This is a genomic window from Enterobacter sp. DNB-S2 (genome assembly GCF_019443845.1).
Lineage (GTDB): Bacteria > Pseudomonadota > Gammaproteobacteria > Enterobacterales > Enterobacteriaceae > Enterobacter > Enterobacter asburiae_B.
Window position 1 is genome coordinate 2,508,005 of record NZ_CP050520.1, and the last position, 15,686, is coordinate 2,523,690.

Here is a 15,686-nt window from a genome sequence, read left to right on the forward strand (position 1 = left end):
TTTATTTACCGGATGAGGTCGCTATGTCTCTGTCAATTACGCGTGAAAATTTCGATGAATGGATGATGCCGGTTTACGCTCCGGCGGCTTTTATTCCGGTTCGTGGGGAAGGCTCGCGCCTGTGGGATCAGCAGGGTAAAGAGTATATCGACTTTGCAGGTGGGATTGCGGTCAACGCGCTGGGTCATGCGCACCCTGCGCTGCGTCAGGCGCTGAATGACCAGGCGGCGAAGTTCTGGCATACCGGCAACGGCTTTACTAACGAGCCCGCGCTGCGCCTGGCCAAAAAACTGATCGACGCGACGTTTGCCGAAAAGGTCTTTTTCTGTAACTCGGGGGCGGAAGCCAACGAAGCGGCGCTGAAGCTGGCGCGCAAATATGCGCACGATAAATTTGGTAGCCACAAGAGCGGCATCGTGGCGTTTAAAAATGCCTTCCACGGGCGCACGCTCTTTACCGTCAGCGCGGGCGGCCAGCCTTCCTACTCGCAGGATTTCGCCCCGCTGCCGCCGGATATCCGTCACGGTATTTATAACGATCTGCAGTCCGCCAGCGAGCTGATTAACGACACCACCTGCGCGGTGATCGTCGAGCCGATGCAGGGCGAGGGCGGCGTGCTTCCGGCGCAAAAAGCCTTCCTGCAGGGGCTGCGCGAGCTGTGCGATCGCCACAACGCGGTCCTGATTTTCGACGAAGTGCAGACCGGCGTGGGCCGCACCGGCGAGCTGTATGCCTATATGCACTATGGCGTAACGCCGGACGTGCTTTCGACCGCCAAAGCGCTGGGCGGCGGCTTCCCGATTGGCGCGACGCTGACCACCGATAAATTCGCCAGCGTAATGACCGTAGGTACCCATGGCACCACCTACGGCGGCAACCCGCTGGCAACCGCCGTTGCCGGGCAGGTTCTGGACATCATTAACACGCCTGAGGTGCTGAAAGGCGTTAAGCAGCGTCACGACTGGTTTGTTGAACGTCTGAATGCCATCAACGGCAAAACGGGGCTGTTTAAAGAAATTCGCGGTCTGGGGCTGTTAATCGGCTGCGAGCTCACCGCCGAGTTTGCCGGAAAAGCTAAACTTATTTCACAGGAAGCGGCAAAAGTGGGCGTGATGGTGCTTATTGCCGGTGCCAACGTGGTGCGTTTTGCGCCGGCGCTGATCGTCAGCGAGGAAGAGGTGCAAACCGGTCTGGACCGTTTTGCGCTGGCGTGTGAAAAAGTGAAATCCGGGGTGTCATCATGATGGTCATCCGTCCCGTTGAGCGCGGCGATCTCGCCGGGCTCATGCAGCTTGCCGGTAAGACGGGAGGCGGGCTGACCTCGCTTCCTGCCGATGAAAAAACGCTGTCGGCGCGCATTGAGCGCGCCCTGCAAACCTGGCAGGGGACGTTGCCAAAAAGCGAACAGGGGTATGTGTTCGTGCTGGAAGACACCGACACGGGGACCGTGGCCGGGATCTGCGCCATCGAAGTGGCCGTCGGGCTTAACGACCCGTGGTACAACTACCGCGTCGGCACCATGGTTCACGCCTCGAAAGAGCTGAACGTCTATAACGCGCTGCCCACGCTGTTCCTCTGTAATGACCACACGGGCGCCAGCGAGCTGTGCACGCTGTTCCTCGACCCGGCGTGGCGCAAAGAGGGCAACGGCTACCTGCTCTCCAAATCGCGCTTTATGTTTATGGCCGCCTTCCGCGATCGCTTTAACGAAAAAGTGGTTGCAGAGATGCGCGGCGTGATCGACGACACCGGCTACTCGCCGTTCTGGGAGAGCCTGGGCGAGCGCTTCTTCTCGATGGAGTTCAGCCGGGCGGACTATCTCTGCGGCACCGGCCAGAAAGCCTTTATTGCCGAACTGATGCCGAAGCATCCTATCTATACCCATTTCCTCAGCCCGGAAGCGCAGGCGGTGATTGGCGAAGTCCATCCGCAAACCGCGCCTGCCCGCGCGGTGCTGGAAAAAGAAGGGTTCCGCTACCGGAACTATGTCGACATCTTTGACGGCGGCCCAACGCTTGAGTGCGATATCGACCGCGTGCGCGCGATCCGTAAAAGCCGTCTGGTTGAGGTCTCTGAAGGTCAGCCCGCGCCGGGTGACTGGCCCGCCTGTCTGGTGTCGAACGAAAATTACGCCAACTTCCGCGCCATGCTGGTGCGTACCAACCCGAAATGTGAACGTCTGGTGCTGACGGCTGCAGAACTGGATGCCCTGAAATGTAACGCCGGCGATACGGTTCGCCTGGTGCGTCTCTGCCCTGAGGAGAAAACAGCATGACATTATGGATTAACGGTGACTGGGTCACGGGCGAAGGCGAAGAGCGCGTAAAGACCAATCCGGTTGGAAAAGAGGTGGTCTGGAAGGGGCATGACGCCAGCGCCGCGCAGGTGGAACAAGCCTGCCGAGCCGCGCGCCGCGCGTTTCCGGCGTGGGCAAAACAGCCTTTCGCCGTGCGCCAGGAAATTGTTGAAAAGTTTGCCGGGCTGCTGGAGGCAAACAAGGCCGAACTGACGCGCATCATCGCGTCTGAAACCAGCAAGCCGCGCTGGGAAGCGACAACCGAAGTGACGGCGATGATCAACAAAATCGCCATTTCGGTGAAGGCGTACCACACCCGCACCGGTGAACAGCACACCGACATGCCGGACGGCGCGGCCACGCTGCGCCACCGTCCGCACGGCGTGCTGGCGGTGTTTGGCCCGTATAACTTCCCGGGGCATCTGCCGAATGGCCATATTGTGCCTGCGCTGCTGGCGGGCAATACCGTCATTTTCAAACCGAGCGAGCTCACGCCATTCACCGGCGAGGCGGTGGTTAAGCTGTGGGAACAGGCCGGCCTGCCGCCGGGCGTGCTGAACCTGGTGCAGGGCGGACGGGAAACCGGTCAGGCGCTGAGCGCGCTGAGCGATATCGACGGCCTGCTGTTTACCGGCAGCGCCGGTACGGGCTATCAGCTGCACCGCCAGCTGGCAGGGCAGCCGGAGAAAATCCTGGCGCTGGAGATGGGCGGCAACAACCCGCTGATTGTGGAAGACCCTGACGATATCGACGCCGCGGTGCACCTGACGATTCAGTCCGCCTTTATTACCGCCGGACAGCGCTGCACCTGTTCCCGCCGTCTGCTGGTGAAGCGGGGCGCACAGGGGGATGCCTTCCTGAAGCGTCTGGTTGAAGTGAGCGCGCGTCTGGTGCCTGCCGCGTGGGATGCCGATCCGCAGCCGTTTATCGGCGGGCTGATTTCCGAACAGGCCGCGCTGAACGTGCTGAAGGCCTGGCAGGACCACGTCGCGCGCGGCGCGAAAACCCTGCTGGAGCCGAAGCAGGTTCAGCCGGGTGCTTCGCTGCTGACGCCGGGCATTGTAGAGATGAGCGGCGCAAGCAACGTGCCGGATGAAGAGGTCTTTGGCCCGCTGCTGTGCGTCTGGCGTTACGACGATTTCGATGCGGCCATTGCGATGGCGAACAACACCCGCTACGGCCTGTCGAGCGGTCTGATTTCACCGCATCGCGAGAAGTTTGACCAACTGCTGCTGGAAGCGCGCGCCGGGATTGTGAACTGGAATAAACCGCTGACCGGGGCCGCGAGCACCGCGCCGTTCGGCGGCGTGGGCGCGTCGGGCAACCATCGCGCCAGCGCGTGGTATGCCGCCGATTACTGCGCGTGGCCGATGGCGAGCCTGGAAACCCCGGCGCTGACGCTGCCGGAGACGCTTAATCCGGGGCTGGATTTTACCGGAGGGGATCGTCATGAAAGCGCGTGAGGTTAACTTTGACGGGCTGGTGGGGCTGACGCACCACTATGCCGGTCTCTCTTTTGGTAATGAAGCCTCGACGAAGCACCGTTTTCAGGTCTCCAACCCGAAGCTGGCGGCGAAGCAGGGGCTGCTAAAAATGAAGGCGCTGGCGGATGCCGGTTTCCCGCAGGCGGTGATCCCGCCGCAGGAACGCCCGAACGTGGCGGTCCTTCGTCAGCTCGGCTTTAGCGGTACCGATGAGCAGGTCGTCGAAAAAGCGGGTACGCAGACGCCGCACCTGCTCTCCGCGGCAAGCTCCGCCTCCTCTATGTGGGTGGCAAACGCGGCGACCGTCGCGCCGTCAGCCGATACGCTGGATGGCAAAGTTCATCTGACGGTGGCGAACCTGAACAATAAATTCCACCGCGCCACCGAAGCGGAAACCACCGAGCGCGTGCTGCGCGCCATTTTCAACCATGACGCCCATTTTGAGGTGCATCAGGCCCTGCCGCAGGTGGCGATGTTTGGCGACGAAGGCGCGGCCAACCATAACCGCCTGGGGGGCGACTATGGCGACCCGGGTCTGCAGCTGTTTATCTACGGGCGAGAAGAGGGGGGCCACGCCGCGCCAACCCGTTATCCTGCCCGTCAGACGCTGGCGGCGAGCCAGGCGGTTGCCCGACTGAACCAGGTCAATCCTTCCCAGGTGGTTTTTGCCCAGCAAAACCCGCATGTGATTGACCAGGGCGTTTTCCATAACGACGTGATTGCCGTTTCTAACCGCCAGGTGCTGTTCTGCCACGAGCAGGCGTTTGCCCATCAGGAGAAGCTGCTCGCCACGCTGCATGAGCGCGTGCGCGGCTTCACGCCAGTCCAGGTGCCCACGGAGGCGGTGAGCGTGCAGGACGCGGTAGAAACCTATCTGTTCAATAGCCAGCTGCTGAGCCGTGACGATGGCAGCATGATGCTGGTCCTGCCGCAGGAGTCCCGGGATCATAAAGGCGTGTGGCGCTACCTGACGGAGCTGGTCAAGGCCGATAACCCGATTGACGAACTGCGCGTGTTTGACCTGCGCGAAAGCATGGCCAACGGCGGTGGCCCCGCCTGTTTACGTCTGCGCGTGGTCCTGACCCAGGACGAAATGCAGGCGGTGAACCCGGCGGTCATGATGAACGATACGCTCTTTACGCGGCTGAATGACTGGGTCGATCGCTACTATCGCGATCGTCTGACGCAGGCGGATCTGGTTGACCCGCAGCTTCTGCGTGAAGGACGCGAGGCGCTGGACGCGTTATCGACAATCCTGCAGCTGGGATCGGTTTACCCGTTCCAGCGCTAAAGGAGTGGATATGGAAAATTTACTGGCACTGACCCTGGCCGATGAGACGCCGGAACTGAAAGAGGGGGACGGCCCCTCATTTCGCTGGCGGTGGCTGGGGCGCGGGGTGCTTGAACTGACGCCGACCGTAAAAAGCGATCTCTCGCTGCTGCTTTCAACGGGTATCCACGGGAATGAAACCGCGCCCGTCGAGATTGTTGATCTGCTGCTGCGTGCGCTGTATCGCAATGAGATCGAACTAAAGTGCCGCGTGCTGGTGGTGCTCGGCAATCCTCCTGCGCTGGCGCAAAACAAACGGTATCTGGTGAGCGACATTAACCGCATGTTTGGCGGCCGCTGGTCGCAGTTTCCGCAGAGCGATGAAACGGCGCGGGCTGAGTGGCTGGAGAACGTCGTGACCGCGTTTTTTGCCGTCGCGGGGCCGGGGCGCTGGCATCTGGATCTGCATACGGCAATCCGCGCGTCCTACCACGTTCGCTTCGGCGTTCTGCCGCAGCGCAGTCAGCCGTGGGATGAAGCGTTCCTGAGCTGGCTGGGTGACGCCGGTCTGGAGGCGCTGGTATTTCATCAGTCGCCGGGCGGAACGTTCACCCATTTCACCTGTGAACGTTTCGCTGCGCTGTCCTGCACGCTGGAACTGGGAAAAGCGCTGCCGTTCGGCCAGAACGATCTGACCCGCTTTGCGCCTACGCATCTCGCCCTTCGAGCGCTGCTGGGCGGTACGGCTCCCGAGCACGCGCATCAGCCCGTTGAGCGGTATCGGGTCGTACAGCAGATCACGCGCCGCAGCGATGCCTTCCAGCTCCATATGGCCGCACACACCCTAAACTTCACCCCGTTCCGCAAAGGGGCGCTGCTGGCTGAGGATGGCGAGGAACGTTACGAGGTGCAGAACACCACCGAGTATGTCTTATTCCCTAACCCCACCGTCGCGTTTGGCCTGCGGGCCGGGCTGATGCTGGAAAAAATATCCTGAACCTTTCCCCTCCCATCATCCGGGTGGGGGAAGTAAAAAACTTTTCTTAACGATTAAAGCGCTTGCGCTTGTTTTGCAGAATATTCCTGGTGAATTGCTTTATTATTGATCTTCACTTCGCTATACTTCTGCTTAATCTCTTTAAAATCATCCTGTTAAATATTTTTTGTTGCAACTCTCCACGCTTTATCCTTATTTCCTCCACATTTGGCGAAAATTTGTTTTTTACACTTTCATTGTTTTACCGTTGCTCTGACTAATTGACGATAAACCCCGTAAAGTTAATCTCGTCAACACGGCATAGCGCCGAAGAATAACTGAAAGAAAGGAAATAAATTATGCGTAAGTTTACTGCACTGTTTGTTGCTTCTACCCTGGCTCTGGGCGCTACCAGCATGGCGTTCGCCGCAGATACTGCGACCACTACAACTGCCGCGCCTGCTGAAGGCAAAATGATGATGCATCATAAAGGTCCGGGTATGCACAACGAGATGATGATGTTTAAGGATCTCAACCTGACGGATGCCCAGAAGCAGCAGATCCGCGACATCAGAAAAGGCGAACGCGACCAGATGAAACGTCCTCCGCTTGAAGAGCGTCGTGCGATGCATGACATCATCGCCAGCGACAGCTTCGATAAGGCGAAAGCCGAAGCGCAGATCGACAAAATGGCCGAGCAGCACAAAGCCCGCATGCTGGCTCACATGGAAACCCAGAACAAGATCTACAACATTCTGACCCCGGAACAGAAAAAACAATTTAATGCGAATTTTGAGAAGCGTCTGACAGAACGTCCGGCGATGGAAGGTAAAATGCCAGCTCCAACCGAATAATCGGTTCACTCTCTTAAGACCGCCGGGATCCTGTCCACAAAAGCGCAACCGCTGTGGACAGGACCGGCGGTTTTTCTTTCCTGCCCTCTTGCCTGCCGCCGCCAGCGCGGTATCCTCCTGTAGTCGCGTCAGAGAATGTTTGCAGAGTCATGGCGTTAGAATTTTTATTAACGTTCAGCTAAGGCCTGCCCGCTCTGCTGCCGATACTGTTTCTGTGAATACCCAACGATAACAAACAAGACAGCAACGATAGCGATATCCTTGCCCTGGCACGGGTTGTGCCATTCAGGAGTGGTGATGGAGTTCTTTGATATCCGTAAGATGCCGGTCAGCCTCTGGCGCAATGGTGCTGGCGAAACGCGTGAGATTTGCTGCTTCCCTCCCGCGACGCGCGATTTTCACTGGCGCGCCAGTATCGCGACGATTGCCAGCAACGGCGAATTCTCCTCGTTTCCCGGTGTTGACCGGGTGATTACCTTGCTGGAAGGGGGAGAGGTGACGCTGGACGCGGGTCAGGCGTTCTCCCATACCCTCAAGCATCATCAGCCCTACAGTTTTGCCGGCGATCTACCGGTAAAAGCGCTGCTTTCAGATGGGCGGATGGCGATGGACTTTAACATCATGACGCGGCGCGACTGCTGCCGGGCGAAGGTGCGCGTTGCTGACCGAACCTTCACCACCTTTGGCTCACGCGGGGGTGTAGTGTTCGTGCTAAGCGGGGCGTGGCAGCTGGGCGATAAATTGCTGACGGCCGATCAGGGTGCCAGCTGGGAGGAGGGTACCCATACGCTGCGTCTGCTGGAGGCTCAGGGCACCTTATTGTTCAGCGAAATCACGTGGCTGCCGGGTCATTGAGCACAATGATCTCAAACTTTCCTGCCAGGACCGGTTTGCAGAGAATTTTGTAGCCATCGTGGTCAAATCCGGCGGGCGTGCGCAGCAGGGTTGCCGCGTCGTTGATGTCGTCGACGGCGCCCAGCCAGAGCCAGTTGTTGACGATGTGATACTGGGTTATGGCCTCGCCCACTTCTTTTAGCGCAACGGCGTTTTCCCAGGGCCAGCAGTTCACGCTGATGGCCGCCAGACCGGTGAGAAGCCGGGCGTGATGCGCCTCAACGCTCTCTTTCCCGCAGCACGCACCGGCGCAGCGCTTCAGCGCGGATCGAAAACAGGCGCGTCCGCGGGTGGTAGCCTCCAGACCTAAAAGGCTGTAGCAAAGCTGTAAATCGTCCGCCAGCGTCTGCAGCGCCTGGAGCGCGGCGCGTTTATTGGCGAATAGCCCATAGAGATTCGGGGCATGAGAAAAATCGACGTCGCGCGCGTAGACGACCTGCGGCCTACCATCGTTTATCTGCAGCGAGCAGAGCTGACGGTTGCGGCGCAGGCGCTTATTGAACAGCGGCTGTTGTTCTTTTATCAACCGCGCCTCCAGCAACAGCGCGCCCATTTCTCCCGCCGTCTGGAACCAGGTAATGCGTCGCGACTGGCGAAGCATGGCGGCCTCGTCCGGCGTACGGAGATGGGATAACACCCGGCTGCGAATGTTAACGCTCTTGCCGATATAGAGCGGCAGGGTGTCGCTTTCACCGTGAAAGATGTACACGCCCGGCTGTTTAGGCAGCGCCTCAAGCCAGGGGCGAAGGTGTTCGGGATATTCGTAGATAGCCGCCGCTTCAAACTCAAGACGCGGGGCGGATTGACGCCTGCTCACATACTGCTCCATATACTGTTCAGGCATACAGTGTAGCAGGAGTGTGATGGTTAAAAAAGAGCCGGGTGGCGGCTAAGCCTTACCCGGCCAGGACGTGCGGCCTGATGCCCTCACCTCAACCCTCTCCCACGGGAGAGGGCGCAAACATTAAAAGCGGTAACCTGGTTACCGCTTTGCTTTATTTTTTCCAGAAGTCGTCAAACACCGTAATGGGCGTGTGGCGCTTGTGCTCGGTTTTCAGATACCAGCCTTCGATGATTTTCGCGGTCCGTTCATCCAGCTTTTTGCCTTCCAGATAATCATCAATGTTGTCATAGGTGACGCCAAGGGCCGCTTCATCCGGCAGGGAAGGGCGATCGTCTTCAAGGTCCGCTGTCGGCGCTTTCTTATACAGATGCTCAGGACAGCCCAGCGCGGCCAGCAGCTGCTTACCCTGACGCTTGTTGAGACGGAAGATCGGGTTAATGTCGGTGCCGCCGTCGCCGTATTTGGTGAAGAAACCGGTAATCGCTTCTGCCGCATGGTCGGTGCCGACGACAACGCCTTTGGTCATCCCGGCGATGCTGTACTGCGCTTTCATGCGCTCGCGGGCCTTCTCGTTGCCGCGAACAAAATCGCTCAGCTCAATGCCCGCTTCGCGAAGCGCCTGCTCGCTTGCCAGCACCGAGCCCTTAATATTCACGGTCAGCACGCGGTCAGGCTGAATGAAGGCAATGGCATCCTGGCAATCCTGCTCGTCCGCCTGTACGCCATAAGGAAGACGTACCGCGATAAACTGCAGTGTCTCATCGCCCGTCTCTTCGCGAAGCTCTGAAATCGCCATCTGGCAGAGTTTACCGGTCAGGGTAGAGTCCTGGCCGCCGCTGATGCCCAGCACCAGGGATTTCAGGAAAGCGTTCTTTTTTAAGTACGATTTTAAAAAATCCACGCTGCGGCGGATCTCTTCATGTGCATCTACCGTAGGCTTCGCGCCCAGTGCCTGAATAATCTCTTGTTGCAGAGCCATCACGCCCTCCATATGAAGTACATAAACAGAATGTGTTAGCTGTTAAAACTAACCCTTTGGGCGAGAAACGACAAGGATCACAGTTTCGAGTGCGCTAATTTGCGCCGATTTAGCAGGTTATCGTTGTTTTATTAGAATTTTCCGAAATTCGTCTGGCGTAACTCACAAAGTTGAACAATAGTACTTTTTATCCCATGCTTAGATAACACGCTGATAAACAAGAGGACGGAATATGAACAAGAACGTAGCAGGAATTCTTAGCGCAGCGGCGGTACTGACTATGCTGGCAGGGTGTACGGCTTACGATCGCACTAAGGATCAGTTTACGCAGCCCGTAGTAAAAGACGTTAAAAAAGGGATGACCCGTTCGCAGGTGGCTGCGATTGCCGGTAAACCTTCTTCTGAAGTGACCATGATTCATGCGAAAGGGACCTGCCAGACCTATATCCTGGGTCAACGTGATGGTAAGGCAGAAACCTACTTCGTCGCCCTGGATGATACCGGTCATGTGATCAACTCCGGCTATCAGACCTGTGCTGAATACGATACCGATCCGCAGGCACCTAAGGCGCAGTAACCCTGCTTGCCTGAGGATGTTAACAAACCGGCCCATGGGCCGGTTTTTTTATGCATCAGAAAATCTTATTTCTTTGCGCGAATTATTTGCCCGAAATGTGAAGGGAGTCAACAAGCCAGGTCAATGAGAGACAATTTGAGTCTATCCAGAATTATCCCCTGTCTGTACCATTGCGTATACTCACTCCAACGATAAACAACAGTACGCAAGCTACCTGTCTGCCGGGACAGCGAGTCGAGTGATAGCGCGATGGCAGGTAGTCATACAAGAGGGAAATCACGATGGAAAAGAAACATATCTACCTGTTCTGCTCAGCGGGCATGTCAACGTCGCTTCTGGTGTCAAAGATGCGTGCGCAGGCTGAAAAGTATGAAGTCCCTGTGGTGATTGAAGCGTTTCCAGAGACGCTGGCGGGCGAAAAAGGCCAGACAGCCGATGTTGTTTTACTGGGGCCGCAAATTGCCTATATGTTGCCCGAAATTCAACGACTGTTACCCAATAAACCGGTCGAAGTGATCGACTCGGGGCTGTACGGCAAAATTGATGGTTTAGGTGTTCTTAAAGCTGCTGTGGCAGCCATTAAAAAAGCTGCTAATTAATTTTTATTTTTCCCGTCAAAGAGTTATTTCACACACAATACGCCGTAACATGCGTTACGGCATTTAAGGGTATTTTCCTATGAGTAAAGTCATCGCTTCACTTGAAAAGGTACTCCTTCCTTTTGCTGTTAAAATAGGAAAGCAGCCTCACGTTAATGCCATCAAAAACGGCTTTATTAAATTAATGCCGTTGACGCTGGCCGGGGCCATGTTCGTTTTAATTAACAACGTTTTTCTGAGCTTTGGTGAAGGTTCCTTCTTTTATTCATTAGGAATTCGGTTAGACGCATCCACTATTGAAACCCTTAATGGTTTTAAAGCCATTGGCGGCAACGTCTATAACGGTACGTTAGGGATTATGTCGCTGATGGCGCCTTTCTTTATTGGGATGGCACTGGCAGAAGAGCGTAAAGTGGATCCGCTGGCTGCCGGGTTATTATCCGTTGCCGCCTTTATGACCGTAACGCCTTATAGCGTGGGCGAAGCCTATGCCGTTGGCGCCAACTGGCTGGGCGGGGCCAACATCATCTCCGGTATTGTTATCGGCCTGGTGGTGGCAGAAATGTTCACCTTTATTATCCGCCGCAACTGGGTTATCCGCCTGCCGGATAGCGTACCGGCTTCCGTTTCTCGTTCATTTTCCGCGTTGATTCCAGGCTTCATTATTCTCTCCATCATGGGGATTATCGCCTGGGCGCTCTCCCACTGGGGCACTAACTTCCACCAGATCATCATGGACTCTATCTCTACGCCGCTGGCGTCGATGGGTGGCGTGGTCGGTTGGGCGTATGTGATTTTCACCTCTCTGCTGTGGTTCTTTGGCGTGCATGGTTCACTGGCACTGGCCGCGCTGGACAGCGGGATTATGACCCCCTGGGCACTGGAAAACGTTGCGCTTTACCAGCAGTACGGCTCCGTTGACGCGGCGCTGGCAGCGGGTAAAACCTTCCATGTGTGGGCGAAGCCGATGCTTGACTCCTATATCTTCCTGGGCGGTACCGGGGCGACCTTGGGTCTGATCATCGCGGTCTTTATTGTCTCTCGTCGTGCTGACTACCGTCAGGTCGCGAAGCTGGCGCTGCCATCAGGCATCTTCCAGATTAACGAACCGATTCTGTTCGGTCTGCCAATCATCATGAACCCGGTAATGTTCATTCCATTCATCCTGATTCAGCCGCTGCTGGCCGCGATCACCCTGACGGCGTATTACATGGGCATCATTCCACCGGTCACCAACATTGCGCCGTGGACCATGCCGGCGGGCCTGGGCGCCTTCTTTAACACCAACGGTAGCGTCGCGGCCTTCCTGCTGGCGATATTCAACCTCGGGATTGCCACCCTGCTGTACATGCCGTTCGTGGCGATTGCCAACAAAGCCGCCACCATTATTGATGAAGAAGAGAGCGAAGAGGATATTGCCCTCTCACTGAAATTCTAAGATTGACCGGCGCGGGGAAGCCCGCGCCAGCCACAAGGAGCTTAAACATGTTAGATTTGGATAGTATTGTCGCAGACGAAGCCGTCGAGAACGATCTCGAAGAAGTGGTGATGGGGCTTATCATCAACTCCGGACAGGCCCGCAGCCTGGCCTATGCCGCACTGAAGCAGGCCAAGCAGGGAGATTTCGCCGCCGCGAAAACCATGATGGACCAGTCCCGCACGGCGCTGAACGAAGCGCACCTGGTGCAGACAAAGCTGATTGAAGGCGATCAGGGCGAAGGGAAGATGAAGGTCAGCCTGGTGCTGGTCCACGCGCAGGATCACCTGATGACCTCGATGCTGGCGCGTGAGCTGGTGGCGGAGCTTATCGAGCTTCACGAGAAAATGCACTGAGTCGGATTTCGCAGCAGGAGGTCAGCACGATGGAAATTAAAACCGCACTTGAACAGCAGCTGTTTAACGGCAAAAATTTTCACGTGGTTATCTACAACAAGACGGAGAGCGCCAGCGGTCTGCACCAGCATGACTACTACGAGTTCACGATTGTTCTGACCGGCCGCTACTACCAGGAGATCAACGGTAAGCGCGTCCTGCTTGAGCGAGGGGATTTTGTCTTCCTGCCGATGGGTTCTTATCACCAGAGCTTTTACGAATTTGGTGCCACCCGTATTCTGAATGTGGGCGTCAGCAGACGCTTCTTTGAGAAGCACTATCTGCCGCTGGTGCCGTTCTGCTTTGTGGCCTCCCAGGTCTATCGGGTCAAAAACGAGTTTATGACCTGGATTGAAACGGTTATCGCCTCGCTTAACTTCCGCGACAATGAATTTGATGAGTTTATTGAAACGGTGACCTTCTATGTGATGAACCGGCTGCGCCATCATCGTGAGGAGCAGCAGGTGACGGACGATATTCCACAGTGGCTGCGCAGCACCGTTGAGCTGATGCACGATAAAGGCCAGTTCAGCGAAAATGCGCTGGAAAATATGGTGTCACTGTCGGGAAAATCCCAGGAATATCTGACCCGCGCGACGCAGCGCTATTATCGTAAAACACCCGTGCAAATTATTAATGAAATCCGCATTAATTTTGCCAAGAAACAGCTGGAAATTACCAACTACTCTGTCACCGATATTGCGTACGAGTCAGGATACAGCAGTCCCAGCCTGTTTATTAAGACCTTTAAGAAATTGACTTCATTCACACCGAACAGTTACCGGAAGAATTTAACGGTAATTAATTAACTTTCGGCGGATTACCCGCCACAAATATTGCTTTAATGGCTTGCCCAAATAGCGGGAAGAGTACGCTATACCTTGCAGGCGATTAACCTGATACGCTAAGGGAGATATTATGCAGAAGAAATTAAAAGTCGTAACCATTGGTGGCGGCAGCAGCTATACCCCGGAATTACTTGAAGGTTTCCTGAAACGTTATCATGAATTACCGGTCAGCGAATTATGGCTGGTGGACGTTGAGGAAGGTCAGGAAAAGCTGAATATTATTTTCGACCTGTGCAAGCGCATGGTGGAGAAAGCGGGCGTGCCTCTGACCGTGCATAAAACTCTCGATCGCCGTCTGGCGCTGAAAGATGCGGATTTCGTGACTACCCAGCTGCGCGTCGGCCAGCTGAAGGCGCGCGAGCTGGACGAGCGTATTCCGCTGAGCCACGGCTATCTCGGGCAGGAGACCAACGGCGCGGGCGGTCTGTTCAAAGGCCTGCGTACCATCCCGGTCATTTTCGACATCGTCAAAGACGTGCAGGATATCTGCCCGAACGCGTGGGTTATTAACTTCACCAACCCGGCCGGGATGGTGACCGAGGCGGTCTATCGTCATACCGGTTTCAAACGCTTTATCGGCGTCTGTAATATTCCGATCGGTATGAAGATGTTTATCCGCGACGTGCTGGCGCTGAACGACAGCGACGATCTCTCCATCGACCTGTTCGGCCTGAACCACATGGTGTTCATTAAAGACGTGATCGTGAACGGTCAATCGCGCTTTGCCGAGCTGCTCGACGGCGTGGCTTCCGGTCGCCTGACGGCGGCATCGGTGAAAAACATCTTTGACCTGCCGTTCAGCGAAGGGCTGATCCGCTCGCTGAATCTGCTGCCGTGCTCGTACCTTCTTTACTACTTCAAGCAGAAAGAGATGCTGGCCATCGAAATGGGCGAGTACTATAAGGGCGGCGCGCGCGCGCAGATCGTTCAGAAAGTCGAGAAGCAGCTGTTCGATTTGTATAAAGATCCGAACCTGAACGTTAAACCGAAAGAGCTGGAGCAGCGCGGCGGGGCCTACTACTCCGATGCGGCGTGCGAGGTGATTAACGCCATCTACAACGACAAGCAGGCGGAACACTATGTCAACGTGCCGCACCACGGCCATATCGACAATATCCCGGCGGACTGGGCGGTCGAGATGACCTGCATCCTGGGACGCGAAGGCGCTAAACCGCATCCACGCATCACCCACTTCGATGATAAGGTCATGGGCCTGATCCACACCATCAAAGGCTTTGAAGTGGCGGCAAGCAACGCGGCGCTGAGCGGCGAGCTCAATGACGTGCTTCTGGCGCTGAACCTCAGCCCGCTGGTGCATTCCGACCGCGATGCGGAGCAGCTGGCCAGCGAGATGATCCTGGCGCATGAAAAATGGTTGCCGAACTTTGCCGCCACGATCGAGAAGCTCAAGTTCAAACACCACTGAGAGGACGCACAATGGAAAACCTGCTGATCGTTAATGCTGATGATTTTGGCCTCTCGAAAGGCCAGAACTACGGCATTATTGAAGCCTGTCGCCGGGGTGTTGTGACCTCGACCACGGCACTGGTGAATGGTGAGGCGGTTGAACACGCGGCGCAGCTGAGCCGCGAGGTGCCGGAGCTGGGCGTTGGCATGCATTTTGTGCTGACGCTCGGGATGCCGCTTTCGCCCATGCTGGGCCTGACGCGCGACGGCCAGCTGGGCAAATGGATTTGGGAACTGGCGGAGCAGGGCGTTCTGCCTCTCGAAGAGATTGCCCGCGAGCTGGAGTGTCAGTTCAACCGCTTTGTTGACGCCTTTGGTAAGGCGCCGACGCATATCGACAGCCATCACCACGTACACATGATCCCGGCAATTTTCCCGATTGTCGCGGAGTTTGCGCAGCGTAAAGGCGTGGCGATGCGCGTGGATCGGGAGGCGCGCGGCGTGCCCGACTGCGACGTGACCACCACAGAGGGGTTCAGCAGCGCATTTTACGGCGACGAGATCGACGAAGCGCTGTTCCTTAAGGTGCTGGATGATTCCAGCGCGCGGGGGGAACGGTCGCTGGAGATCATGGCGCATCCTGCTTTTGTCGATAACATCGTACGTAAGAGCGCCTACTGCTGGCCGCGCCTGGCGGAGCTGGACGTGCTGACGTCGCCGTCGCTGAAATACGCGATTGCCGAGCGTGGGTATCGGTTGGGGACGTTCGGGGATCTTTGAGATAAA

General features: G+C 56.6%; 16 protein-coding genes. 14 read left to right on the forward strand and 2 right to left on the reverse strand.

Annotation, left to right across the window (positions count from 1 at the left end; genetic code table 11):
- The first annotated feature begins 23 nt into the window (after nucleotides 1-23).
- The 7 genes from HB664_RS11915 (at nucleotide 24) to ves (ending at nucleotide 7,735) form a co-directional block, all read left to right on the forward strand.
- Nucleotides 24-1,244 (forward strand): aspartate aminotransferase family protein, encoded by a 1,221-nt coding sequence (locus tag HB664_RS11915; protein WP_182071153.1) that lies wholly within the window; start codon nucleotides 24-26, stop codon nucleotides 1,242-1,244.
- Nucleotides 1,241-2,275, forward strand: a complete 1,035-nt coding sequence (gene astA / locus HB664_RS11920) for an arginine N-succinyltransferase (RefSeq protein WP_023311275.1) — start codon at nucleotides 1,241-1,243, stop codon at nucleotides 2,273-2,275. The genes HB664_RS11915 and astA overlap by 4 nt, the downstream gene beginning before the upstream one ends.
- Complete coding sequence (astD, locus tag HB664_RS11925) at nucleotides 2,272-3,759, forward strand: succinylglutamate-semialdehyde dehydrogenase (RefSeq protein ID WP_219939507.1); 1,488 nt, start codon at nucleotides 2,272-2,274, stop codon at nucleotides 3,757-3,759. Before astA ends, astD begins: the two co-directional genes overlap by 4 nt.
- Nucleotides 3,746-5,071: an N-succinylarginine dihydrolase gene (gene astB, locus HB664_RS11930; RefSeq protein ID WP_094935579.1), complete on the forward strand. Its 1,326-nt coding sequence runs from the start codon at nucleotides 3,746-3,748 to the stop codon at nucleotides 5,069-5,071. Before astD ends, astB begins: the two co-directional genes overlap by 14 nt.
- Nucleotides 5,072-5,081: 10 nt before the next feature.
- Entirely contained in the window at nucleotides 5,082-6,047 is a 966-nt protein-coding gene (gene astE, locus HB664_RS11935) for a succinylglutamate desuccinylase (protein WP_094935580.1), read from the forward strand.
- A gap of 338 nt (nucleotides 6,048-6,385) precedes the next feature.
- Nucleotides 6,386-6,880, forward strand: coding sequence for an ATP-independent periplasmic protein-refolding chaperone Spy (spy, locus tag HB664_RS11940; RefSeq protein WP_023311279.1), 495 nt, complete (start codon nucleotides 6,386-6,388; stop codon nucleotides 6,878-6,880).
- 297 nt (nucleotides 6,881-7,177) lie between these two features.
- Nucleotides 7,178-7,735 (forward strand): environmental stress-induced protein Ves, encoded by a 558-nt coding sequence (ves, locus tag HB664_RS11945; protein ID WP_023311280.1) that lies wholly within the window; start codon nucleotides 7,178-7,180, stop codon nucleotides 7,733-7,735.
- Here the strand turns inward: ves and cho are convergent.
- Together cho and nadE are read right to left on the reverse strand one after the other, a co-directional pair.
- Complete coding sequence (gene cho, locus HB664_RS11950; protein ID WP_219939508.1) at nucleotides 7,713-8,591, reverse strand: excinuclease Cho; 879 nt, start codon at nucleotides 8,589-8,591, stop codon at nucleotides 7,713-7,715. The two genes, ves and cho, sit on opposite strands and share 23 nt — an antisense overlap.
- Nucleotides 8,592-8,769: 178 nt before the next feature.
- The gene (gene nadE / locus HB664_RS11955) at nucleotides 8,770-9,597 is read right to left on the reverse strand and encodes an ammonia-dependent NAD(+) synthetase (RefSeq protein WP_111965602.1); all 828 of its coding nucleotides are present in this window, start codon (nucleotides 9,595-9,597) and stop codon (nucleotides 8,770-8,772) included.
- A gap of 232 nt (nucleotides 9,598-9,829) precedes the next feature.
- Here nadE and osmE point away from each other — a divergent pair, with 232 nt between their 5' ends.
- The 7 genes from osmE (at nucleotide 9,830) to chbG (ending at nucleotide 15,680) form a co-directional block, all read left to right on the forward strand.
- Complete coding sequence (osmE, locus tag HB664_RS11960) at nucleotides 9,830-10,174, forward strand: osmotically-inducible lipoprotein OsmE (RefSeq protein ID WP_010430142.1); 345 nt, start codon at nucleotides 9,830-9,832, stop codon at nucleotides 10,172-10,174.
- A 281-nt stretch (nucleotides 10,175-10,455) separates the two neighbouring features.
- Entirely contained in the window at nucleotides 10,456-10,773 is a 318-nt protein-coding gene (gene chbB, locus HB664_RS11965) for a PTS N,N'-diacetylchitobiose transporter subunit IIB (RefSeq protein ID WP_008500676.1), read from the forward strand.
- Nucleotides 10,774-10,852: 79 nt separating this feature from the next.
- The gene (gene chbC / locus HB664_RS11970; RefSeq protein ID WP_023311283.1) at nucleotides 10,853-12,211 is read left to right on the forward strand and encodes a PTS N,N'-diacetylchitobiose transporter subunit IIC; all 1,359 of its coding nucleotides are present in this window, start codon (nucleotides 10,853-10,855) and stop codon (nucleotides 12,209-12,211) included.
- A 47-nt stretch (nucleotides 12,212-12,258) separates the two neighbouring features.
- Nucleotides 12,259-12,606, forward strand: coding sequence for a PTS N,N'-diacetylchitobiose transporter subunit IIA (gene chbA, locus HB664_RS11975; RefSeq protein ID WP_023311284.1), 348 nt, complete (start codon nucleotides 12,259-12,261; stop codon nucleotides 12,604-12,606).
- Between the two features lie 29 nt (nucleotides 12,607-12,635).
- Nucleotides 12,636-13,454 carry a transcriptional regulator ChbR gene (chbR, locus tag HB664_RS11980; RefSeq protein ID WP_029740446.1) on the forward strand — a complete coding sequence of 273 codons (819 nt, stop codon included), beginning with the start codon at nucleotides 12,636-12,638 and terminating at the stop codon, nucleotides 13,452-13,454.
- Nucleotides 13,455-13,563: 109 nt separating this feature from the next.
- On the forward strand, nucleotides 13,564-14,919 hold the full coding sequence (locus HB664_RS11985) for a 6-phospho-beta-glucosidase (protein WP_219939509.1): 1,356 nt from the start codon (nucleotides 13,564-13,566) through the stop codon (nucleotides 14,917-14,919).
- A gap of 11 nt (nucleotides 14,920-14,930) precedes the next feature.
- The gene (gene chbG / locus HB664_RS11990; protein ID WP_219939510.1) at nucleotides 14,931-15,680 is read left to right on the forward strand and encodes a chitin disaccharide deacetylase; all 750 of its coding nucleotides are present in this window, start codon (nucleotides 14,931-14,933) and stop codon (nucleotides 15,678-15,680) included.
- Nucleotides 15,681-15,686: the final 6 nt, after the last annotated feature.